Source organism: Shewanella litorisediminis, assembly GCF_016834455.1.
GTDB lineage: Bacteria > Pseudomonadota > Gammaproteobacteria > Enterobacterales > Shewanellaceae > Shewanella > Shewanella litorisediminis.
Map to the genome: position 1 here is coordinate 2,128,038 of NZ_CP069213.1, position 23,446 is coordinate 2,151,483.

20 protein-coding genes are annotated in these 23,446 nt (G+C 53.7%); 11 read left to right on the forward strand and 9 right to left on the reverse strand.

Annotation, left to right across the window (positions count from 1 at the left end):
- The first annotated feature begins 11 nt into the window (after nt 1-11).
- The 3 genes from nth to gloA all read left to right on the forward strand — a co-directional run bounded on the left by nth (nt 12) and on the right by gloA (nt 1,383).
- Nucleotides 12-653 (forward strand): endonuclease III, encoded by a 642-nt coding sequence (nth, locus tag JQC75_RS09315; RefSeq protein WP_203323855.1) that lies wholly within the window; start codon nt 12-14, stop codon nt 651-653.
- Nucleotides 646-822 carry a hypothetical protein gene (locus JQC75_RS09320; RefSeq protein WP_203323856.1) on the forward strand — a complete coding sequence of 59 codons (177 nt, stop codon included), beginning with the start codon at nt 646-648 and terminating at the stop codon, nt 820-822. Before nth ends, JQC75_RS09320 begins: the two co-directional genes overlap by 8 nt.
- A 150-nt stretch (nt 823-972) precedes the next feature.
- Entirely contained in the window at nt 973-1,383 is a 411-nt protein-coding gene (gene gloA / locus JQC75_RS09325) for a lactoylglutathione lyase (RefSeq protein WP_203323857.1), read from the forward strand.
- A 252-nt stretch (nt 1,384-1,635) separates the two neighbouring features.
- On the opposite strand, the gene JQC75_RS09330 is transcribed toward gloA, so the two are convergent.
- The 7 genes from JQC75_RS09330 to JQC75_RS09360 form a co-directional block, all read right to left on the reverse strand.
- Entirely contained in the window at nt 1,636-4,155 is a 2,520-nt protein-coding gene (locus JQC75_RS09330; RefSeq protein ID WP_203323858.1) for a TonB-dependent receptor plug domain-containing protein, read from the reverse strand.
- 456 nt (nt 4,156-4,611) lie between these two features.
- Nucleotides 4,612-5,616: a Holliday junction branch migration DNA helicase RuvB gene (gene ruvB, locus JQC75_RS09335; protein WP_203323859.1), complete on the reverse strand. Its 1,005-nt coding sequence runs from the start codon at nt 5,614-5,616 to the stop codon at nt 4,612-4,614.
- Between the two features lie 17 nt (nt 5,617-5,633).
- Nucleotides 5,634-6,251 carry a Holliday junction branch migration protein RuvA gene (ruvA, locus tag JQC75_RS09340; protein WP_126166992.1) on the reverse strand — a complete coding sequence of 206 codons (618 nt, stop codon included), beginning with the start codon at nt 6,249-6,251 and terminating at the stop codon, nt 5,634-5,636.
- A complete protein-coding gene (gene ruvC / locus JQC75_RS09345) occupies nt 6,248-6,769 on the reverse strand; it encodes a crossover junction endodeoxyribonuclease RuvC (RefSeq protein WP_203323860.1) in 522 nt (173 codons plus the stop codon). Before ruvC ends, ruvA begins: the two co-directional genes overlap by 4 nt.
- A 3-nt stretch (nt 6,770-6,772) precedes the next feature.
- A complete protein-coding gene (locus JQC75_RS09350; protein WP_203323861.1) occupies nt 6,773-7,519 on the reverse strand; it encodes a YebC/PmpR family DNA-binding transcriptional regulator in 747 nt (248 codons plus the stop codon).
- A 123-nt stretch (nt 7,520-7,642) separates the two neighbouring features.
- Nucleotides 7,643-9,418: an aspartate--tRNA ligase gene (aspS, locus tag JQC75_RS09355; RefSeq protein WP_203323862.1), complete on the reverse strand. Its 1,776-nt coding sequence runs from the start codon at nt 9,416-9,418 to the stop codon at nt 7,643-7,645.
- 190 nt (nt 9,419-9,608) lie between these two features.
- On the reverse strand, nt 9,609-12,407 hold the full coding sequence (locus JQC75_RS09360; RefSeq protein ID WP_203323863.1) for a transporter substrate-binding domain-containing protein: 2,799 nt from the start codon (nt 12,405-12,407) through the stop codon (nt 9,609-9,611).
- Nucleotides 12,408-12,555: 148 nt separating this feature from the next.
- Between JQC75_RS09360 and cmoA the strand changes: the two genes are divergently transcribed.
- The 8 genes from cmoA to JQC75_RS09400 all read left to right on the forward strand — a co-directional run bounded on the left by cmoA (nt 12,556) and on the right by JQC75_RS09400 (nt 21,394).
- Nucleotides 12,556-13,287 (forward strand): carboxy-S-adenosyl-L-methionine synthase CmoA, encoded by a 732-nt coding sequence (gene cmoA / locus JQC75_RS09365; protein WP_203323864.1) that lies wholly within the window; start codon nt 12,556-12,558, stop codon nt 13,285-13,287.
- Nucleotides 13,284-14,276 carry a tRNA 5-methoxyuridine(34)/uridine 5-oxyacetic acid(34) synthase CmoB gene (gene cmoB, locus JQC75_RS09370; protein WP_203323865.1) on the forward strand — a complete coding sequence of 331 codons (993 nt, stop codon included), beginning with the start codon at nt 13,284-13,286 and terminating at the stop codon, nt 14,274-14,276. Before cmoA ends, cmoB begins: the two co-directional genes overlap by 4 nt.
- Before the next feature lie 34 nt (nt 14,277-14,310).
- A complete protein-coding gene (locus JQC75_RS09375) occupies nt 14,311-15,030 on the forward strand; it encodes an ATP-dependent zinc protease family protein (RefSeq protein WP_203323866.1) in 720 nt (239 codons plus the stop codon).
- 26 nt (nt 15,031-15,056) lie between these two features.
- The gene (locus JQC75_RS09380) at nt 15,057-16,559 is read left to right on the forward strand and encodes a UUP1 family membrane protein (protein ID WP_203323867.1); all 1,503 of its coding nucleotides are present in this window, start codon (nt 15,057-15,059) and stop codon (nt 16,557-16,559) included.
- Between the two features lies 1 nt (nt 16,560).
- Nucleotides 16,561-17,517 (forward strand): alpha-L-glutamate ligase-like protein, encoded by a 957-nt coding sequence (locus JQC75_RS09385; protein WP_203323868.1) that lies wholly within the window; start codon nt 16,561-16,563, stop codon nt 17,515-17,517.
- A complete protein-coding gene (locus tag JQC75_RS09390; RefSeq protein WP_203323869.1) occupies nt 17,480-19,144 on the forward strand; it encodes a M3 family metallopeptidase in 1,665 nt (554 codons plus the stop codon). The genes JQC75_RS09385 and JQC75_RS09390 overlap by 38 nt, the downstream gene beginning before the upstream one ends.
- A complete protein-coding gene (locus JQC75_RS09395; RefSeq protein WP_203323870.1) occupies nt 19,131-20,255 on the forward strand; it encodes a DUF3541 domain-containing protein in 1,125 nt (374 codons plus the stop codon). Before JQC75_RS09390 ends, JQC75_RS09395 begins: the two co-directional genes overlap by 14 nt.
- Nucleotides 20,256-20,488: 233 nt before the next feature.
- Nucleotides 20,489-21,394 (forward strand): LysR family transcriptional regulator, encoded by a 906-nt coding sequence (locus tag JQC75_RS09400; protein ID WP_203323871.1) that lies wholly within the window; start codon nt 20,489-20,491, stop codon nt 21,392-21,394.
- Here JQC75_RS09400 and JQC75_RS09405 read toward each other — a convergent pair.
- Both JQC75_RS09405 and JQC75_RS09410 read right to left on the reverse strand, forming a co-directional pair.
- A complete protein-coding gene (locus JQC75_RS09405; RefSeq protein WP_203323872.1) occupies nt 21,377-22,831 on the reverse strand; it encodes a putative metalloprotease CJM1_0395 family protein in 1,455 nt (484 codons plus the stop codon). The genes JQC75_RS09400 and JQC75_RS09405 overlap by 18 nt on opposite strands.
- A gap of 263 nt (nt 22,832-23,094) precedes the next feature.
- Nucleotides 23,095-23,346: a chemotaxis protein gene (locus JQC75_RS09410; protein WP_203323873.1), complete on the reverse strand. Its 252-nt coding sequence runs from the start codon at nt 23,344-23,346 to the stop codon at nt 23,095-23,097.
- Between the last annotated feature and the right edge of the window lie 100 nt (nt 23,347-23,446).

Sequence of the window (23,446 nt, forward strand, 5' to 3'; positions counted from 1 at the left end):
TAAGAAAATCCGTGAATGACCAAAAGCGAGTGGAAATTTTGACCCGGCTCAGGGCCAATAATCCCAAACCCGAAACTGAGCTTAACTTTTCTTCCCCCTTTGAATTGCTCGTGGCGGTTACCCTGTCGGCGCAGGCAACCGATGTCAGCGTCAATAAAGCCACCGATAAGCTGTTTCCGGTGGCCAATACCCCACAAGCCATTGTCGACCTCGGGGTCGAGGGGCTCAAGGAGTACATCAAAACCATTGGGCTTTTTAATAACAAAGCCATCAACGTGGTGAAGCTGTCGCAAATTCTGTTGGATAAACACGGCGGCGAAGTACCGGCAGATCGTGAGGCCCTGGAAGCCCTGCCCGGTGTGGGCAGAAAAACTGCCAATGTGGTGCTTAACACTGCCTTTGGCTGGCCTACCATTGCTGTGGATACCCATATCTTTCGTATGGCAAACCGCACCAAGTTTGCGCCCGGCAAAAACGTGGTAGAGGTAGAAGAGCGGATGCTCAAGGTGGTACCGGCAGAATTTAAAGTGGACGTACACCACTGGTTTATCCTCCACGGCCGCTATACCTGTCTGGCTCGTAAGCCCCGCTGTGGCAGCTGCATGATAGAAGATTTATGCGAATTCAAGGACAAGGTTTACCCTGATGAGTAACCCGGGAACCTTAAATGAAAAACGCCGCGAACTGTTGCCAGTTGCGGCGTTTTTCGTAAAAAGCGGCTTAAAACATGGAGGTTGCAAACGCGGCGAAGAACAGTCCAATCACAGCCACAGTGCCCACAGCCATTTTCAGTTCAGTTTTCATCTTCTTCTCCTTTGGTGAACTTATCGACCATTATCCGATGCCATTGTGGCTTTAGCCAACACCACACCGTCAAACTGTGAGTTGCTTCAGATTTCTCCTTTTGCTCCCAGTAAGCTGTACGTTTTTGCTATACTGGCCGCCAACTTAATGCCGTTAAAGGAACCCCAAATGTCTCAAATTCTCCATACCATGGTTCGGGTTGCCAATCTTGATAAGTCCATCGCCTTCTACACAGAGGTGCTGGGCATGACGCTGCTGCGCACCTCCGAAAATCCCGATTACCGTTATTCACTGGCTTTTGTGGGCTATGGTGAAGAAGCCAAGGGCGCCGCAGTGATTGAGCTGACCTGGAACTGGGATACCGATAAATACGATCTGGGCACTGGTTTTGGCCATATCGCCATCGGTAAAGAAGATATTTACAAAGCCTGCGAAGACATCGCCAGGGCCGGCGGTAAAGTCACCCGCGCCCCCGGGCCTGTTGCCGGTGGCACCACAGAAATCGCCTTCGTGGAAGACCCCGATGGTTACAAGATTGAGCTCATCCAGATGAAATCCGCCATGCATGGCCTTGGCTGATTTTACCGGGGCGAAGCTTACTGATTCTGGCTTTTGACACCCCAGTAAACATGTGATGAACTTCTGTAATCGCCCATGCTTCTAGTTACCTCTTACTTGTGGTGAATAAGAAGGTCTCTTTTAGCATGGGCGTTATTCAGGCTATAGCCTCAAGGAACAATCACCACCGCCTTAGGCGGTGGTTTAGGGATGACAATAAAAAAGCGCCCATTGGGCGCTTTTTTATTTCTGCTTTAACGTGTCTGATAGTTATCAGAACTTCATCGTCAGACCACCGTAGATTTGACGACCGATGGTGTCAAATACTTCAGGGATGGTGCCGCCGTCGCTGCCGTTAGGCACGTAGGATGGCTCTTCATCGGTAAGGTTCTTCACACCCAGAGATACGGTGACATCGTCATTGATGAAGTAATTGGCAACCACGTTGTGGTACAGCACTGAGTCTACAGTCTCATTGCGGTCGCCCAGCCACTCGGTTTCACCGATGAAACGGTTGTAGTACATCAAGCTCCAGTCAGCCTGGCCGGCCTGGATGCTGAAGTTGTTACGCACCTTGGCATAACCACCGAAGTTACCATCGATGGTGCCTTCGTAGGCCACGTTATCCTGTTCGAATTCCAGCAGGTAGGTCAGATCGTTATTGATCTTCCAATCCAGGTTCAGGGCTTCGAAGTTGTAGGCCAGGTTGAAGTCGATACCACTGGTGTTCTGGCTGCCCACGTTGGTCAGCGGGTTTGTGAAGTTCGACAGATCGCCGTCTTGCGTGATCTTGAAGGTTTCACAGGCACTCAGAATACCGGCATGACAGTCAACCAGTCCCTTCTGGGCGTCCAGACGGGTAATGGCGTTGGTCACGCGGAAGCGCCAGTAGTCCAGGGTCAGAGACAAACCGTCGATGTAGCTTGGTGAGTACACCAGGCCGGCAGTGTAAGACTCGGACTCTTCTGGCTTCAGATCGGGATCTGAGGTGTAGTTCACCAGAATTTGTGGGTCCTGCTCGTTGCCCCATGGGTCGTCCAGGTAATCGTAAGAACCTGTGTTACCACCGTACAGCTCAGCTACGTTAGGCGCACGGAAACCGGTCGCTGCTACGGTACGCAGCATCAGGTCATCAGTGGCTTCATAGGTCAGACCTACTTTCCAGGTAGAGGCTTTACCGAAGGTAGAGTAGTCATCGAAACGCAGGGCGAATTCACCGGTCAGTTTCTCGGTGAAAGGGACGCTGACTTCCTGGTAGATAGAGAATACGTCGTAGTTACCATCAGTTGGGTCTTGCTGAGCTGCAGTACCATCACCGGCCACAATCACAGGATCGGGATTGTAGTAGCCGCTGTCGTAACGGTACTCAGCACCGATGGCGAAACCAACCGGACCTGCACTCAGGTCAAACAGTTCACCGCTCAGTACACCGGCAACCACATGCTGCTCGTTACCACCATCGTTACGCTCGGTGAAACCGATGTCGTTGATGATGTCCTGGGTCAGTGGCTGGCCGCTAAGCCAGGCATCCTGGTTGTTGTAAAATGAGTTTTCCATTTTTACGCGATTGATGGAGTTTTCGACCCAGGTCTCGGCCTTGTTCTTACCATAGGTGTAAGACAGATCCCAAGTCATGCCGGTATTGATATCCAGCGAACCTTGCAAGCCCAGAGAAGCTCGAAGGGTATCGGTATCCTGATTATAGATACGTGGACCTACGTCATTAGTACGGCGACGGTAGTTAACACGGCCGGTGTCATCGGGCTTGATGCCGGCGGCCAACATATCGGCATCCAGCGTGATGCAACGGGATAAATCGGCACCATCTTCACCGCATACGTCCAGCATGATGTCAGCAGGCTGAGCCGCCATTTGCTGATCAGATTTACGCTTGGTGTAGAGGATGTCACCGGTCAGCAGCAGGTCGTCACCGACTTCCTGAGTCATGTTGGCAAACAAGCTATAGCGTTTGCTTGGGGTTTGATACCAACTGTCCTGGGTAAAGTCGTAACCTGTGTCACGTTTAACCCAGTTACCGTTGGCGTCTTTTACCATACCGTTCAAAGAACCGGTTGGGATAAAGGAACTATTACCCGATTCGGTCCAGTCACGGTCGGCCTGGATCACACCACGGCGCTCAGAATAGGCGGCGCCAAAGGTGTAGTTGCCACCGTTATCGGTGTTGAAGCCATAAAGCATGCTCAGTTCGCCGCTTTCACCGTCACCCTTGTCGGTGCCGCTGCCGTTGAAGTCGAACTGGAAGCCTTCAAAATCTTTCTTGGTGATGATGTTCACCACACCGGCGATGGCGTCAGAGCCGTATACCGCAGATGCACCGTCTTTGAGGATTTCTACACGGGCAATCATGGCAACCGGGATAGAGTTCAAATCCACTGCGCTGTCAGCGCCTGAACCTGAGTTCACCATGCGGCGACCGTTCAGCAGTACCAGAGTACGCTCGGCGCCCATACCACGCAGGTCTACCTGCGCAACACCGTCAGCACCGTTGTTGGTGCTTGAACCTACGGCGGCACCCGCCATGGAGGTTTGAGCCTGCAGCATTTGGTCAACAGAGGTGAAGCCTTCTGCACGGATGGCATCGGCGCTGATCACTGTGACAGGAGAAGCAGTTTCCATATCCTGACGCTGGATACGTGAACCTGTTACCGCAATACGCTCTACATCTTTGGCTTGAGTTTCTTCAGCAAACGCTTGGCTGGACACGACAGCAGACGCACCAGTAGCCAGCAGTACGCAATTGACCGCCCAGGCGATTCTCGTGGTTTTTAACATGATTTAACTCCCTGCTTGTTTTGACTGCGCCTGTAAGATTTTGAATTTGGCGCAGCCCCGATACTCGCCAAGCAGCGGAAAATCGTCAAACCCTCAAATATTTAACATTTCATTTCCAATGAAACGCTTATGTTCGAGTATGTTTTCCATTTTGTATGCCATATTGTTTTGATTTTGTTTATTCGTGAATAGCTATTCAAATATGCAGTTACAGTCTGTCACAAGCGCTCATGTCACCAGCAAACCGACTACCTGCCCGTTAACAATGCAAAGGTTCATTTATGTGATCGCGATCACACTCTTTCTGTGACTGATATCGCTTAAATCGTTTAAATCGGTGGCGTTGATAACGAAATCAACCGCGTCTGTTAATGAATAGCAAAGGACATAAACCCTTGTCGTATAAAAAAAGAGACCCTGAGGTCTCTTTTTTACGCAATCATTACGGTTACTTAATCAGTCGGGTTTGATGAGGTCAAAATGGCTGTATGCCCGCGCCGTAGCGATACGCCCTCGCGGCGTGCGCTGCACAAAACCCTGCTGAATAAGAAACGGCTCAAGTACATCTTCGATGGTTTCCCGCTCTTCGCCGATGGCAGCAGCCAGGTTATCAAGCCCCACAGGACCGCCCATAAACTTATCGATAATGGCGAGCAACAGCTTGCGGTCCATATAATCAAAACCTTCGCTGTCGACATCAAGTAAATCCAGTGCGGACTGGGCAACGGCGCGGCTGATGGCGCCATCGTGCTTCACTTCGGCAAAGTCGCGCACCCGGCGCAGCAAACGGTTGGCAATACGGGGCGTGCCGCGGCTGCGACGGGCTATTTCTTCGGCGCCGCCCTCGTCCATAGGCACGTCCATCACCTTGGCCGAGCGGGCCACAATGGATGACAGGTCGCGCACATTGTAAAACTCAAGCCGCAGCGGAATACCGAAACGGGCCCTTAGCGGCGATGTGAGCGAGCCTGCGCGGGTCGTTGCGCCCACCAAAGTAAAGGGAGGCAAGTCCAGCTTGATGGAGCGGGCCGCAGGCCCCTCGCCTATCATGATATCCAGCTGATAGTCTTCCATCGCGGGATAGAGGATTTCCTCCACCACAGGACTTAAGCGGTGGATTTCATCGATAAAGAGCACATCGCCTTCTTCAAGATTGGTGAGCAGCGCCGCCAAATCGCCCGCTTTTTCAAGCACGGGCCCGGAGGTGGACTTGATGTTCACCCCCATTTCGTTGGCAACGATATTGGCAAGGGTGGTCTTTCCCAGGCCCGGTGGGCCGTAGATCAGCATATGATCCAGAGCTTCGCCGCGTTTCCTCGCCGCTTCAATAAAGACTTTAAGCTGGGCGCGGGTATCGTCCTGCCCCGTGTATTCATCGAGCAGCTTTGGCCGCATGGCGCGGTCAATCACATCTTCCTGACCCAGATCCTGGGGCTGAATAAGCCGGTCGGCCTCAATCATGGTATTCCTCTTTCACCTTAGAGCATGGACTTGAGTGCAGCCTTGATAAGCTGCTCGGGATCCATGCCCTCCTTAAAGGCACTGGATACGGCCTTGCTGGCCTGCTGTGGCTTGTAACCGAGTGACAAGAGTGCGGCAATGGCATCTTCTTCCACCGTGGCAGCCACAGGCGCCGGGGTGAAGTTGCTCTTGAGCACAAACTCCCTTTCGGCGCCCATGGAAGCCTCCATCAGGCTCTTGAGTTTATCGCGCATTTCAACCAGCAGACGCTCGGCGGTCTTTTTACCCACGCCGGGCAGCTTAATCAGGGTCGCGATATCGTCGCGCTCGAGACAGCCGATAAATTCCTTGGCGGTCATGCCCGACAGAATGGTGAGCGCAAGCTTGGGGCCAACACCATTGGCCTTGATAAGCAGACGAAACAGCGAGCGCTCTTCCTTGTGGATAAAGCCATACAGTAGCTGGGCATCTTCGCGGACAACAAAGTGGGTATAAACGATAACCTCGGCGCCCGGCAGTGGCAGCTCGTAAAAGGAGGTCAGCGGCATTTGCAGCTCGTAGCCGACACCGCCCACATCAATCAATACCTCAGGGGCGTGTTTCTCAACCAAAATGCCCTTTAAACGACCTATCATCTGTATCTTCCGTATGTTCTGACACTGGCGCGCCCACCGAGGGCCACCAGACTTTGATGGGTGTGATAATGACACATGGCAACCGCCAGTGCATCTGCCGCGTCGGCCTGGGGCGCTGCGGGCAGTTTCAGCATCTGCTGCACCATATGCTGCACCTGGGCCTTTTGCGCCCTACCTGTGCCCACCACGGCGTTTTTAATTTGCGTTGCGCTGTATTCGGCTACCGGCAAGCCTGCCACTGTGGCCGCCACAATGGCGGCGCCCCTCGCCTGACCGAGCTTCAATGCCGAGTCGGCATTTTTGGCCATAAACACCCGCTCGATGGCAAACTGGCTTGGCTGGTACTGGCGGATAATTTCCTGTAGACCATCGAAAATTTGCTTAAGCCTGTCGGGCAGTTCATCCGATGAGGTGCGAATACAACCGCTGCCAAGGTAGAGCTGATGCCGGCCCTGACACTGGATAATGCCATAACCTGTAATGCGTGAACCCGGGTCGACCCCTAAAATAATGGCCATGGACTATTCCAGCGTCTCCATCACCTCATCGGGGATGTCGGCGTTGTGGTAAACCTCCTGCACATCGTCATGATCTTCGAGCTGATCGATAAGCCGCAGGAATTTGGGGGCGGTTTCGGCATCCAGCAGCGCCCGCGTGGATGGCACCATGGTCACTTCTGCGTTAACCGAGGCAAAACCGGCACCATCGAGGGCGTCTTTCACCGCACCAAAATCTTCAGGAGTGGTGTACACATCGGCGCTGCCATCATCATTGATGACCACATCATCGGCGCCACCTTCGAGTGCGGCTTCCATAATGGCATCTTCATCTGTGCCGGGCTCAAAACTAATTACCCCGCGTTTGGTAAAGAGATACGCCACCGAGCCATCGGTGCCAAGATTACCGCCGGACTTGTTAAAGGCGTTGCGCACCCCGGTCACCGCGCGGTTGCGGTTATCCGTCATGCACTCGACCATCACGGCGGTGCCACCGGGGCCGTAGCCTTCGTAGATGAGGGTTTCCAGGTTGTCGCCATCGAGCTCACCGGCGCCGCGCTTCACCGCGCGCTCCACTGTGTCACGGGTCATATTGGCTGACAGGGCTTTATCGATGGCGGCGCGCAGGCGGGGGTTGGCATCGGCGTCTGAACCACCTTCCCGGGCTGAAACAACCAGCTCACGGATAAGTTTGGTAAAGAGTTTGCCGCGCTTGGCGTCCTGGGCGGCTTTACGGTGTCGGATGTTGGCCCACTTGCTGTGACCTGCCATAGGGTTCTCCTTGAATTGCGGATAGACAACCACTGCCCAGACTAACGGATAATGCTGATGGGACAAAATGCAGTGGCTGTAAAAACAGACCGAGGCATGTGCCCCGGTTTGTTTGTGACTCTATCAGTCTTGTTTCGGCTCTTTCGGCAGCACCGCGATGCCCAGTTCCACCAGTTGGTCGGGGTTGGCATGTCCCGGCGCGTTGGTGAGCGGACAGGCCGCCGTGGTGGTCTTGGGGAAGGCCATCACGTCACGGATGGAGCTTGCGCCGGTCATCAGCATCACCAGACGGTCCAGACCGAAGGCGAGACCTGCGTGTGGTGGCGTACCGAAGCGCAGTGCTTCCAGCAGGAAGCCAAATTTCTCTTTGGCTTCTTCATCGTCAATGCCGAGGATACGGAACACGGTAGACTGCATATCGCCATTGTGGATACGTACAGAACCACCGCCCAGTTCCACACCATTGAGCACCATATCGTAAGCATCAGACACGGCTTTGCCTGGGTTGGCTTCAAGCTCGGCTGCAGTTACACCGCGCGGCGCAGTGAATGGATGGTGCACGGCGTAGAAACGGCCATCGGCCTTCTCGAACATCGGGAAGTCAACCACCCACAGTGGGCGCCACTCACCCTGGAGCAGTTTGAAGTCTTCACCGGCTTTGAGACGCAGAGCACCCATGGACTCGGCAACCACGTTGGCCTTGTCGGCACCGAAGAAGATGATATCGCCATCGGCCGCGCCGGTACGGGCGATGACTTCCTTGATGATGTCTTCAGTCAGGAACTTGGCCACAGGCGACTGTATTCCTTCCAGGCCGGCCGCCAGGTTGTTGACCTTCATCCACGCCAGACCGCGGGCACCGTAGATACCCACAAACTTGGTGTAGTCGTCGATTTGCTTACGCGACAGCTCGGCGCCGCCAGGAATACGCAGGGCAGCAACGCGGCCTTCTTCATCATTGGCAGGACCAGAGAATACGGCAAAATCAACCGCCTTGAGCAGGTCGGCAACGTCCACCAGTTCCAGCGGGTTACGCAGATCCGGTTTGTCCGAGCCAAAGCGGCGCATGGCTTCGTCCCAGGTCATCTTGGGGAATTCGCCCAGATCCACGTTCATCAGTTCGAGGAACAGGTTACGGATCATACGCTCGGTCGTTTCCATCACCTCATCAGAGGTCATGAACGAGGTCTCGATATCAATCTGAGTGAATTCAGGCTGACGGTCGGCGCGCAGGTCTTCGTCGCGGAAACACTTCACGATTTGATAGTAACGATCGAAACCCGACATCATCAGCAGCTGTTTGAACAGCTGTGGCGACTGAGGCAGAGCGAAGAACTGACCTTTATAGGTACGGCTTGGCACCAGATAGTCGCGGGCGCCTTCCGGTGTGGCCTTGGTCAGGATGGGGGTTTCAATATCGAGGAAACCGTTGCCATCCATAAAGCGACGCACAAAGCTGGTGACCTTGGCGCGGAACATCAGACGCTGGGCCATTTCAGGGCGGCGCAAATCCAGATAGCGGTACTTGAGACGCTGCTCTTCGCTGCTGTTTTGATGGTTATCCAGGCTCAGTGGCAGAGGATCGGCAGCGTTGATGATGGTGAGCGCTTTACCGAGCACCTCAATTTCGCCGGTTTTCATCTGGCTGTTCACCTGGCTGTCAGGACGTGGACGCACCACACCTTTTACCTGAACACAGAACTCGGCACGCAGGCTGCTGGCAACGTTGAATACGTCTGGCAAGTCCGGGTCATACACTACCTGAACCAAACCTTCGCGGTCGCGAAGATCCAAAAAGATCACACCCCCCAAATCGCGGCTGCGGTTTACCCAGCCAACGAGGGTGACTTCTTGTCCGACGTGAGACTTATTAACGTCTCCACAATAATGACTGCGCATTGAGAGTTATCCTTTTTCCTGCACCGGTGCGGCGGAAATCTGATTGAAAATTGTGACTGGGCATTATAGAGAAAGAATGCCCTGAGCCAAAGTACTTCACTTTTGGTCGGTGAAGTATCCAGCAAGTTTTTGCCATTGACCAGAGGCCCAGGCCAGCAAAATGCCACGAGTGCGCAAAAAAAACGCACTCTTATGCACTGCGGTAACCATTGCCCCCCGCCTGCTTGGCGAAATACATCATTTTATCGGCTTTTTGCATCAGGCCTATGGGGTTGTCGCTGTCGGACGGGAAGATGGCAATGCCGATACTGGCGGAGAGTTTGACAGTCTTTTTACCCACTATCAGTGGCTCACCAATACGGGCTATCAGGGTTTCGGCCACCTGACAGACACTGTCGAGGTCGTGAATTTTATTGAGCAGCACCACAAACTCATCACCACCAAACCGCGCCACCGTGTCTGACTTTCTCACCGCTTCGTCGAGCAAGTTTGCCACTTTCACCAAAGCGGCATCGCCAGTGACGTGCCCTTCGGTGTCGTTTATCTCTTTAAATCCATCGAGATCGACAAACAGCAGTGCAAACTTACTCTGTTCGCGGCTATGAAACAGGGTGGCCTGCTTAAGACGATCGTCCAGCAACATTCGGTTTGGCAGCCCGGTCAGAGGGTCATGGCTGGCGAGATGGGCAATGCGCAACTCGGCTTCTTTTCTGGCTTGAATTTCACTTTTCAGGCGCCGGTTAATCACGGATATCACCAGTACCAGCAAGGTCAGCAGCGCCAGAGCCACCGCCACACCTTTCATATAACGCTGATAACGCACCAGGCCAGCGTCGAGTTTGATGTCCATCCAACGGCTGTAGATTTCCTGTACCTTGGCCTTATCCAGTTTGGCAATGACCCGATTAATAAAAGGCAAAAGCTCTGCGTGCTTCGAAGACACCGCAATATGGCTTTTCTGATCCGCAAAATCAGCCAGCAGCGACATCTTGAGCTGTTGATACTGTCCTGCGCCCAGTTGGTTTGCGACTGTCACCACTTTTTCAAGGAATACATCGGCCTTGCCGGAGGCGACCGTTTGCAATCCGGATTGACTATCGGGCACCAGCACCAGTTTGATGCCGGGATATTCAGCCATCAAACGGCTGACAATCTGGTATCCCTCTACCACCGCCAGGCGCTGACCTTCCAGCTGCTCCAGGTTGAACACAGTCACGCTTTCCAGTGGGCTGACCAAGGCCCATGCCGAGGGCCAATAGGGCTCGGAATAACCCAGTTGCCCTTCCCGCTCGGCGGTTTTCGCCACACTGCCGGCTAAATCGATATTGCCTTTGGCCAGGGCGCTTATCAGGTCGCTCCATTCCTTAAAGGGCACAGGTTGAATATCGACGCCCAGCATGGTTTCCATCATGTTGGCAATGTCGGCGTTAACACCCGCAAAGTTTCCCTTTTCATCGACAAACTCCATCGGGCCCCAGTTTTCCAGAAACCCCATGCGCAGGGTTCCAAGTCCATCGAGATAGCGGCGTTGGTTGTCTGTGAGCTCAATGTGCTCCTTGTTTTTCAAAAACACATGATCGCGGCTGTTGAGCATCCATTTTTGCTCTATATCTGCCAGTTCCTGCCAACTTATCATGTTGAATCCAGAAGAAATACGATTGGCAAGCCCCTGATCGCCCTGACGTATCAGGGCATAAATTTCAGTATCAAACTCGAGGGTGGGCACTTGATGAAACTCAGACCAGCTGCGATTTAGCAGTAAATAGTGTTGGGTCCAGGCTGCCGCCGCCACAAAACCAACAATATCCCCCTGATGCACGGCTGCGAGCATCTCGTCCATGCCTTGATAAAATCGAATTTGGGTATCGGGTAAAGCCGCCTTAAGCTCAGCGACATAAGGCGCGGTCGGGAATACACCAACACGTTTACCCTTTAATGCGCCCAGCTCCCGACTTTGATCGCCGTACAGAAATAAGCGGCTCTTAATGGTGTACATATGCCAGGCGCGGTAGAGCCCGGTTTTCATATCGTCACTTTCTGGGTAGCCAATATGGACATCGGCCCGGCCAGAGCGCACATCTTCCAGGCTGCCATTCATATCACCGGGGATGAAGTTGATGGGAATGCCGGTTTTCTCTGACCAAAGCCGCCAGATATCCACATAAAGGCCATGGGGCTGACCATCGCCGCCAAGATCGACAAAGGGCTCAACCCCCAATTGCATGGCAATGGCAAGGCCGCTCTGCTGACGCTGATACCCGAGCCAGCGACGTTCGAGCTTGCGAATAAAATCGTCGGCGACGTTGGCAAAGCCTTCATTGATTTCCAGGATAAGGGCGTTGTTGCCCTTTCTGACCGCTGGATGAAGTTTTGTCTCCCGCACCAATACCCGGGTATTGATGGGAAAGTCAGCCGCCAGTTTCTGCTGCAACACCTGATCGCGCATGTAGCCTTCCATCCCGGCAAAGGCAACAAGCTCACCCCGGTATGCGGCTTCAAGCAGGGTATCGCGGGTAGGAAAGTGGCGGAACACCAAACCGGGCTGGCGACTGCTGAGTTCCTGCTCAAAAGTTGAGCCCTTGACTATGCCTATTTTAAAAGGCTGCAGCTCTTCCAGCGCAGTGCGTCCCTGCAGTTGCTTATGCAGGTACACATAGGTGTTGACGTCCGAAATGGCGTTGGCGAAAGCAAACCTGGCTTCGCGCTCGGGGTTAATCGCCATACCTATGTGAACATCGGCGCGGCCTTCTTCCAATTGGGTAACCGAATCGCGCCACACCCTGCCGACAAACACCACCGGCCGACGATTGACCCTGGACCATTCTTTCCACAATTCCACCAACAATCCCTGTGGCTCGCCATCATCATCGAGGAACTGAAATGGGTAGCTGTCTTCTCCCATCACCAGCACCAGCGGCTTTTCACTGGCATGGAGTACCGTGGGCAACAAGAGGCTGAGGAAAAAACACAGTCGTAGAATAAGCTTCAAAGGGAACACCCAAAGGTCAAAAAGGCGTAAAAAGAATGTTACTTAACGACGTATTAGACATAAATTTCCATGAAATAGCCAGTGTGCCCTTGCTGGTCAGAAAAGCGTTTCGTTAAAATACAAGGCTATATTGCGAGATAAGATTCCCATGACCAATCAACAGGACACACTGTTCGCCGAGCCAGGCGAGCACCAGGGTAACTTCCAGTTTGACAGTCGCGTTGCCGGTGTATTTGGCGACATGATCCGACGCTCCGTGCCCGGTTACACGCAAATCATTAACACAATTGGTGAAATTGCCGACCGCTGCGTAACGCCCGGCTCCAATGTCTACGATCTGGGCTGCTCCCTCGGCGCCGCAACCCTTGCCATCCGCCGCAAAATCGAAGGGCGCAATGCGCACATCTTCGCCATCGACAACAGCGAGCCCATGTTGGTTCGGGCAGAAGAAAACCTCTCGGCCTACGTAAGCGATACCAAGGTCCACTTTAAGCTGGCAGATATCCGTGAGCAGACCTTTGAAAATGCGTCTCTGGTAGTGCTTAACTTTACCCTGCAGTTTTTACCGCCAAACGACAGGGACACCCTGCTGGCACGCATCTATAAGGGATTGAACCCCGGCGGAATGCTGGTGCTCTCTGAAAAGCTCAAATTTGAAGGCAGCGACATCCAGGTGCTACTGGACTCGCTGCATCTGGATTTTAAACGGGCCAACGGTTATAGCGAGCTGGAAATCAGCCAAAAACGCAGCGCTATTGAGAATGTCCTGATCCCAGACACTCTGGATCAGCACAAAAACCGGCTGACGCAAGCCGGCTTCACTCAGGCAGACCTTTGGTTTCAATGTTTTAATTTTGCCTCTATGGTGGCTATCAAGTGATCAGTTTCTCAAGCTTTTATCGTCAAATCGCCGATACCCAATTGCAACATTGGCTCGAGTCATTGCCCGCCATTCTGGGTGAATGGCAACGCCAACATAAACACGGCAATCTGCCCAAGTGGGAAAAGGTGCTGGCAAAACTTCACTATCCGGCCCCTGAATTTCTTGACTTGAAAGACAGTGTCACTATTGGCGATGGGCAGCAACTGGACAGTGGGCAAACCGAAAAGCTCGAAAACCTGCTCAGGATTTTGCAGCCCTGGCGCAAAGGCCCCTTCCATGTGCATGGCATTCATATCGATACCGAATGGCGCAGCGACTGGAAATGGGACAGGGTTGCTCCCCATATCAGTCCGCTGACCAATCGCACGGTCCTGGACGTGGGTTGTGGCAGTGGCTACCACATGTGGCGCATGCTCGGTGCCGGTGCAAAGCGTGTTGTGGGTATCGATCCCTCGGCGCTGTTTTTATGCCAGTTTGAAGCCATTAAGCGGCTGATAGACGCAGAATTGCCTGTACACCTGCTGCCCCTTGGGATTGAGGAGCTGCCGCCCCTGGATGCCTTCGATACCGTGTTCTCCATGGGCGTGCTTTATCACAGACGTTCACCCATTGATCATTTGTTACAGCTTAGGGATCAATTGCGAATGGGCGGTGAACTGGTGTTGGAAACCTTGGTGGTAGATGGTGATAAAGACACAGTTCTGGTGCCGCAAGATAGATATGGCAAGATGAATAATGTATGGTTTTTACCATCAATTGATGCACTTAAACTGTGGCTGGAAAAGTGTGACTTCACCGAAGTGCGCTGTGTGAATGTGGATGTCACTTCTCTCGCTGAGCAGCGCAGCACCCCATGGATGCAAAACGAATCCCTGGTGGACTACCTTGACCCCAAGGACATTAACCTTACGGTTGAAGGCTATCCGGCACCAAAACGGGCCACTTTCATCGCGGTAAAAAACCGCAGTCCACAGGATGCAGACTGAGACCAGAACAGCTATCGAAAGGGAAGCAAAGACTATGTTCAAACATGCCCTGGCCGTCGCCATTGTCGCCGTGTGTGCGGGTTGCAGCACCACCTCAACACCAGAAACCGTGGGCCCGGCTCCGGTGAATGCCGATGAGCTGAAACTCAGCCTCGATAACAGTGAAGCCCGTATGCTGGCTGTCATCGACAGGGGAAATCTGGACACCCAGGAAAAACTGTCAGAGTTGAACAGCGCCATCGCCTCCCTGGACAAAAATCTCGCCTCGCTGAAACAACGCAATCAATTGGCAGCCACCACCACTGTGCCTTTGGAATGCCCGCCCAGTGCTATCGGTGACAAGTTTATGCTCGGTGAGGTAGAAAACGTCTTTATCGACGAACTCAAATCCAGTTTTCACACCCGCATCGATACAGGTGCAGAAAGCTCATCACTGGATGCGCGTAACATTCTCTTGTTTGAACGGGATGGCGAGCAATGGGTCCGTTTCGATGTAATGGTGCAGGGTGAGGCCAAGCCCCCCTCCACCTTCGAGTCAAAAGTCGTGCGTTTTGTGCGAATTAAACAGGAAGGTGATGTGGACGACCGCCGCCCGGTTATTCACGCCCACCTTAAAATTGGCAAATACAGCGCCGAAACCGATTTGAACCTCACCGACCGAAGCCATTTGGATTACCCCTTGTTGCTTGGCCGTAAATTTATCAAAGACATTGCAGTTGTGGATGTGAGCCAGCAGTTTATTCACGGAAAGTAATGGATCTCCAGAGCAAAGGAGCGCAGATGCACTCACGTAAGCCATTTTATATTTTCGTTTTTTTATTGGTCGTCCTTGGGCTGTCCAGCAGTATTTATCGCGGCGTTGAGCACAGGGTGCCGTTTTTGCCGGGTGAGCAGGTCAACACCTGGGCGATAGATGCCAAAGTCAGCTTTATCGGTCAGGGCGGTGAGAGTGAAGTCTCGCTGGCCTTACCCGAGGATCCGGCCTTTGAAGTGCTGCTTGAGCACACGACGTCTGCGGGTTTTGGTCTGTCCATCATGAACGATGCACAGGGACGCCGAGCCCTGTGGAGCAAACGTGCAGTGCTTGGGCAACAGGACCTCTACTATAAGGTCACTCTGGTCCCCACCGGCATCTCCCGATTGGCAGAGGAAATCGAACCACAGGCGCCCGAAGCCCCTGTATGGGCCGCCACTGAGCAGACCGCCGCTCAGGAAATCATTGATGCCGCCTGGGAGCGCAGTGGCTCTAACCTCTCCTATGCCCGTCAGTTGGTGAAACTGGTTGGTACAGAAGAAAGCCAGAATCTGGCGCTGCTGCTGACAGCCCAGACCCCAAGCCGTCTTTTTATCAACTTGTTGGCCGCCAAGGGTGTTCCCGCCCGTGAAGTCTCAGCCCTGTTTCTGGAAGATCAGCGCCGCCGCCAGCAACTGGTGCCCTTCGTGGAAGTGTACAATGAGGGCGAGTGGTATCTCTTCGACGCCACCAGTGGCAAAGAAGGACGCCCCGAGAATCTGCTGCTTTGGGAACGTCAGGGTAAATCGGTACTGGACGTGATTGGTGGCAGCAACTCCCAGGTGAGTTTCTCCATGCTGATGGAAACCCGCCCGGCCCTCGCCACTTCTATCGACATGATGGAAACTACGCAGGGACTGGACTTTTCGCTCTATCAATTACCGCTTGAAGAGCAAAGCCTGTTCAAAGGGATTTTGCTTATCCCCATTGGCGTGCTGATGGTGGTGTTCCTGCGGGTGATTATTGGCATCAAGACCTCCGGCACCTTTATGCCGGTATTGATTGCCCTGGCGTTTATTCAAACCACCCTGCTCACCGGCCTTGTCGGCTTTTTGCTGATTGTTGCCTGTGGCCTGATGATCCGCTCTTATCTGTCGCACCTTAATTTGCTGCTGATTTCTCGAATATCGGCGGTGATTATTGTGGTGATAGGCATCATAGGTATTTTTACCCTGCTCTCATACAAGTTCGGGCTCAGCGAAGGCCTGACCATTACCTTCTTCCCGATGATCATTCTCGCCTGGACCATCGAGCGTATGTCTATCCTTTGGGAAGAAGAAGGCGCCAAAGAAGTGGTTCTTCAGGGCGGCGGCAGCCTCTTGGTGGCAACCCTGGCCTACCTCGCCATGAGCGCCAGCTGGGTGCAGCACTGGGTGTTCAACTTCCTCGGGATCCACCTGGTCATTCTGGCGCTCGTGATGTTGATGGGCCAATACACGGGCTATCGCCTGCTTGAGCTCAAGCGCTTTAAACCCCTGGCGGGAGAATAGCATGAAGTTTGCCTGGCCCTGGGAGCTTCGCCGTGCGGGCGTGCTCAATATGAATAAACGCAATATCGACTTTATTGGCCGTTACAACCCGCGAAAGTACTATCAACGTGTGGATGACAAGCTCACCACCAAGCAGCTTGCCCTCGCCAATGACATTGCCGTGCCCGATTTGATTGGCGTGGTGCAGGAGCAACATGAGATTGCCGACATCCCGGAAATGGTACAGGGGCGCAGCGGCTTTGTGATTAAGCCTGCCAAGGGTTCGGGCGGCAAAGGAATTTTAGTGATCACCAAGGTCGAGCATGGCCGCTACTACAAACCCAGCGGCAACGAAGTTACCCCCAGCGAAATCGACCGCCATGTGTCCAACATCCTAAGTGGCCTCTTCTCCCTTGGAGGCAAACCCGATGTCGCCATCGTGGAAGGGCTCATTCAGTTCGATCCCGTGTTCGATGGCTACAGCTATGAAGGGGTGCCGGATATCCGCCTGATTGTATTCAAGGGGTACCCTGTGATGGGCATGCTGCGTCTTTCCACCGCGGCATCCGATGGCAAAGCCAATCTGCACCAGGGCGCAGTGGGCGTGGGTATCGACATCGCCACCGGCAAAGGCCTCAGGGCCGTGCAGTTTAATGAGCCCATCGAGTTTCATCCGGATACAGGCAAGCGCCTGATGGACATTCAGGTACCCAACTGGGATATTCTGCTCACCACGGCCTCCAGCGCCTATGAAATGTGTGAGCTCGGCTATCTGGGCACCGACATGGTCTTGGACAGCGAAAAAGGGCCACTGCTGCTTGAGCTTAATGCCCGCCCTGGCCTTGCCATTCAAATTGCCAACGGCAAGGGATTGCTGCCACGGCTGAAGCACGTGGAATCGCTCGGCAACAAGTTTATGGATGTGAATGACAGGGTGGCCTATGCCAAAGCGCATTTCGGCGCTCACGCTGACAGCTAGTCTGTGGTGCACAGCTGCAATTGCCAACCCTGTCTCCCTGCTGGCTGAGCAATGTCAGCAACTGACGTTGGCAAATGACTTTGCCGCATCCTTCGATTCAGTCAGCCTCAGCAGTATTCAGGACCCTCCATCGGCAGCCATTCAGGCGAGCCGGTTTGAGCGGCTCACCCTGGGGTTTAATAACCTTTCATCCCAGGTTAGCCTTTACCTCAGTGAGCCCCTTTCCAGAGACGACCGCGATCTTCTGGTTAACTGCCAAATTCGCCTCGCCGATGAAATCAGCCTGGTGTCATCCTCTGAAGCCTTTCTAAAGCTCGGTCTCAGGTTGCAAACCTATGGAGAGGCTGATAGCGCCGCACTGGGTAATACCTTGAACCGCATGGCGGTTTTGCGATTGTCATCCATGGACAAGGCGAGATTACACACCGCAGAAGCCAGCTTTATGACCAGCCACAAGCGGGGAGAATTCAGTCTACATCCGGGCGATGACTGCAAAATAACCGATGAATCAAAATCATCTCAAGCCCAAATAAGCCATCGAATTGCGACCTACCTCAGTGAGCAAGCGGATGAGAACTGTCGCGAAAATGCCTGGAAGGCCTATCAAAGCAGAACAAAAACTTCGAGCCATGGTGCAATGAATGTGATTCATGACATCAGAAAGTCTCAAGCCATGCAACAGGGATTTATCGACTACGCAAGCCTTGTACTCAAAGACACCTTCTTCGCCTCCCCCGACACTGCGGCAACATTTTTACAGGCCACTCGTCCCGATAAAACCCTCCCGCCATGGAATATTGGCCGGGCGTTAAAACAGGCCGAAGGCACCCGTCAACCCATCAACAGCAACTGGCTGTTAAAAGCACTGCTGGAGGAAGCACACTCTTTCGGTGTCAGGGTCGACTGGCTCAGCGACAAGCATTTACGGCTCTGGCTCGGCGGCAGGCTTCTTGGCGAGCTTGTCATCGCAACCGGTAAATCGCCAGCGTTTCAGCTTACCCGCCCCGGCATCTTCACGCGCCAGTTCGGTCAGGGACTGTTAATCAGCCCAGAGGAACTGAAAGGCCGTGGCGCCGCCGATGACTTTATCCACGCCTTTGCCCGTGCCATTGCGAGTTTAAGTCATACTCAGCGCCATTATTTGCTGGTGCGACAAAACGAGTATGACGACGGCCGCGCACTCGCGGCCACCTGGCTTGCGATAAAGCTCGGCAACAGGCTAAACGCACGACTGCCGGGCATGACGCCCAGAGAAGCCATAGTTACCGCCCATCGTCAGTCGCAGAACTACTACCGCGCTGCGCTGGCATTGGATTTCTATCGCCACAGGCCTGCCGGCATTGACAGATTCGCTGAACATTTCGAAGGTCTGTGGCCAGATGTTGATGCCCAGTATCAAAGTGCAGTTGCCTTGGTACAGCAAGGCCCCCTGCTTTACCGCGAGTTGTGGCAACAAAGACTCTCCCGCTTTATTGCAACCCACCAGCAGCCGAGTGATGAACAAGCTTTTGAACTGCTGCTTGTGAACCCGGACCAGCACTCTTTGTCGCTGCAACTCACCTCCCTGCTCGGTCGCAGCTATACGGCCGAGGAACTGATAAGGAGTATTGCCGATGACCTCCGCTAGCCATATTCGCGCCCTGTTGCTTTGTGCCTGCATCCTGCCCGTGGCCAACGCCGCTGACATAAAAGAAAGCAAAAAGGCAGCCCAACCATTGGATGCAACACAGGTTTATCAAGCCATTAAACAGGAACTGGAAGCCAATCTGTTTGAGTTGCCGCCCCGGGTGCAGGGCCACTATGGCATCCGCATGTACCGCATGACCGGCGATGAGAAGTATGCCAACGCGGCATTGGTGGATTTGTTCGCAGTCACTGAGTCTCAGGCCTACTATGCCTGTAACCTGGATAAGCCTGGCTTTATCAGCACCGCTGCGGAAGAAGCGATTGCGGCATTGGGCAAGGGCCCAAGGGCAACAGCCCGCAAAAAAGCACTCGACGATTTCCCGGAGTTTTTGTTTTACACCGACGTGCTGCTCAGATTTGGCAGCAGAATCGATGAATTTGGTCTCCTGGGGCCGTGCCATGACAAGATGATAGCGGCCCTTAAGGCCACAGATCTTAAGCGCGGTTTGACCTCACCGGACATGATTGAATCCTGGGCGGCCCAGCTTGCCAACTATGTTTATTGGGCGAAACAACTGGGGGTGGGCGACTATCTGAAAGACTACCGTGACGCCTTTAACAGGGTGTACCCCGATAGCCGTGACAAACGCCTGGACAAGGCGCAGTTTCGCAACAAGCTCTACGGCATGACCCACTTTGTATTCGCCGCCAGCGGTTATTATCAGTCCCCCGTTGATGCCACAGAGTTTGCCTGGGTGTTGGATTATTTTGAGGCCAACATCGACCGCATCCTCAAAGACGGCACAAACGACATCATCGCCGAAGTAGGTGTCAGCTTTTTGTTGGCAGGAAAGGGCGACAGCCATGTCGTCAGTCAAACACGCCGTCATATCGTCAATGCCTTTGACAAGAAGCACGACATCATCCCCTCGCCAAGAGGCAATCCGGACTTGGCGTTGGGAGAGCACAGAAATATGCTCGCCATGATGCTGCTTCGGTGGCCAGAGACGCTGACCCCCGGGCCTTATTTGGCCGAGCTTAAAGCCACAAAGAAATCCCTGCCCAAAATGGTGTCTCCCAAACCTGCTCTTTCCGGCGAACCGGCCAACTGACGCACAGACCCAAAGTGGCTTAATCGGCACACAGCCCAGCGCCGAGCATAAGGTGAATGAAAAGGCCGGTCAAAAGACCAGTCCAAAGACCAGAAACCCCGGCTTTGGACTGGCCTTTAGGTGACATATGATTGCCAGAGTTATGCTTACAGCACTTGGTTACCGTATTTTTTTATTGCAAAAAATCGAATCGAAAGTGCAGTATTAAGCAAACTTCTTTCGATGTAATCGCGATGTTCAGAGCAAAATCTACCTTGGAGCAATGGCGTATTCTGCAGGCTGTGGTTGACCACGGCGGCTATGCACAGGCTGCCACAGCCCTTAACAAGAGTCAGTCCTCTCTCAACCATGCGGTCGCGAAATTACAGCATCAACTGGGCGTCGAATTATTGGAAGTTCGGGGACGCAAAGCCTACCTGACGCCGCGAGGGGAAGTGCTGCTCAGACGCAGCCGCTACATTACCCAGTCTGTAATGGAGCTCGAGCAACTTGCCACCAACCTCGAGCGCGGCTGGGAACCGAGCCTGACCATAGCAAGAGAGATAATCTATCCCATGGATAAGCTCATTGCGGCCATCAATGCCTTTTTACCCAACGCCAGAGGTACCCGGGTATCAGTTATCGATTCTGTGCTCAATGGCACCCACGAGCTGGTTGAAGAAAACAAGGTCGATATCGCGCTCTGTGGCGGTAATCCGCCTAAAGGACACCTAGCCCAGCCCCTTTGTGTCACCGAGATGATTTTGGTCTGTCACCCCTCCAACCCGCTTGCCGCTGAACCCAAGATCCACGATGACAAGTTTCTTGCCCAGCAGTTGCAAATCGTCATCCGGGACACTGCCGCCAAAACAAACAAAGATATGGGCTGGCTAAAAGCAGAGCAGCGCTGGACGGTGAGCAATTTCCATGAAGCGAAAGCCATTTTGTGTTCCGGCAGTGGTTTTTGCTGGTTGCCGAAAGAATTGGTGGAAAAAGAATTGGCCAGTGGGGAACTCGTCAGGCTATACCTGACCGGGAGTGAGTCGCGTAAGGTGCCCATCAATCTGGTGGTTCCCAACAGAGACGATCAGGGCCCTGCCGGCGAAGCGCTGGAGCTGCTTATCCTTGCCCAGCACGGCATCTCATGCCAGCGCCAATAATGGGGATGAGTTATTCTCCTGGCGTTGAAGCTTATCGTTTTCGCGTTGAGTCTTTTCGTTGGCGGCAAGATACGCCAGTATCGCTCTCGGTGGCCCGAGCTTACTGATATCGGTAGTGCGTGAATTATTCTGCACCAGTCCTGCGCCATCAGAGACTGCAGCTGCGTCATTGTCAACGGACCCGGAGTTTGGAACCACAGCGTCGTTAACGTCGCTGTCGCCAAGGTCACTTTGGCTCCGGGCGGTATTGTTTACGCCCTCAAGGGTTTGAGCCAACGAGGCCTTAACGCGCGCCGACAATGCCTCCACAAAACCGCTATTGCCCTCTTCTTTGCTCAATGCTCCCGATGGGTCAAGATTCGTGCCCACTGAAGGTGTTACCGGCTCAAACGCCGGTATTTCATCAATAGCATTTTGAGCTTCCAATAAAGGAGAAAGCTCGTCCCGGGTCGGCATGGCCGCTCTGCGCTCTGCGGCCAACTCATCCTTGGCCAGTTCAATCTTTCTCAGGGCCTCTGCCGCCACGCGCAGATCCGCTTGTGACGGATTTACCGGGGCCATAGCAGCGGCATATACCTGCTGCATCTTATTGATTGTCGCCTGTGGATTACCATGGACAGTGGAAATATCAATGGAGACCTCACCGCCGGTGGCGTATCTCTTACCATCGGGGCCAAGTTCGTAGTCGAAACTGGGGGCCCGGGCAAATTGTCCGCCAACGGCGGCATGGGCTCTTTCGTGGGCCAGTACTTCTGCTTGTCTGGCTTCAAGCTGACGAACTTCCATTTCCTGCTGACGCACTTTTACCTGCTCACGGCGCTGATTGGCACTTTCGCGGGCACGGGCCTGGGCATTGGTTTCCTCTTGCGTTTGACCGGCAGCGCTTTTTGCCACAGAAGAACCAGCATCGCCTCCGAATACCTCAGCAAGCTTTTGTTGCCTTGCCTCATTAATGGCCTTTGGGTCTTCCCGGCCAAATATACCGGTATTAAACGCCTCTTCTTTACCGGACTGACTGCCATCGGCTGCGCCTGTATCAAATACTGCGTTCAGCGCAGATATCTGGCTTGAACCAGCACTGTTTCTATTGGCAACGCCATCCACGGCGGATTGATTTGTGGCGGTAAAGATGTTGGCGGTATGGTTATCGCCGGTACCAGGGTTCCCAATTCCCCGAGGTGGGCTTAACTGAGTACCCGGATAAACGCTGCTTCGAGGCTCACTTGCCGCAAAGGGCTTAACCCCGGGCAATGCCCCGACACTCTGCGCCCCTGTCAGCAGGTTAAATTGCCCGATGGCAACATCAGCACCCAGTGCTGAATCACCATCGAATAGCCCGGCCACCGCAGACTTAACCTTTGTTTGACCGATGCCTTCAGTTACTGAAGGTAAAGTGGCCGAAATCGGCGTTGATTTCAGTGGCAGGCTTTCGCCCAATGAACTTGCAGCCGTGCCAACTGACGCACTGGGAGTTGCAGCGCCTTGGGAGGTTGTTCGCGGTAAAGTAACCTGGGGCGCAGGAACGCCGTGAGCAGGTGCAGTATTTGAGGGGGACTTTAGCGATAAATCGGATGCAACAGAGGACGACGAAGATGAGTTCTTCGCGGTCTTGGCAGCATCAAGATGCCCGGCGTAGGGCTGCCGGGCAACGCCTGTTGACGCCGCATGATTGACAGACAGCGCCTGGGAGGACATGGCACTTACACTTTGATGTCTATGATAGTACCAATAGTCTCGTCGGCCTTATCAATCACCTCGGCCGAAGCCTCTGCCTGATTAACCGATTGGGTGGCCTTAACCAGTGCGTCAGTCTTATCGGGCGCGTCAGACTTAAGCTCAGCACCTTGTTTGGCAGGCTCGGCGCGCGCCACGTCAATGGTTGCCTGAGTTAAACCACTTTGGGCGCTGTTAAAGCCATTAACACCCGATACGGATGCAGGTGGTATTTGCATGGCTTCCTCCAGAATAGGTTGTGGTAATCGCTTTTGATGATCGGGTCAATTATTGGCCAAAACCAGAGCGAACGCCAGTAAAAATAGAACCTGCACGGCG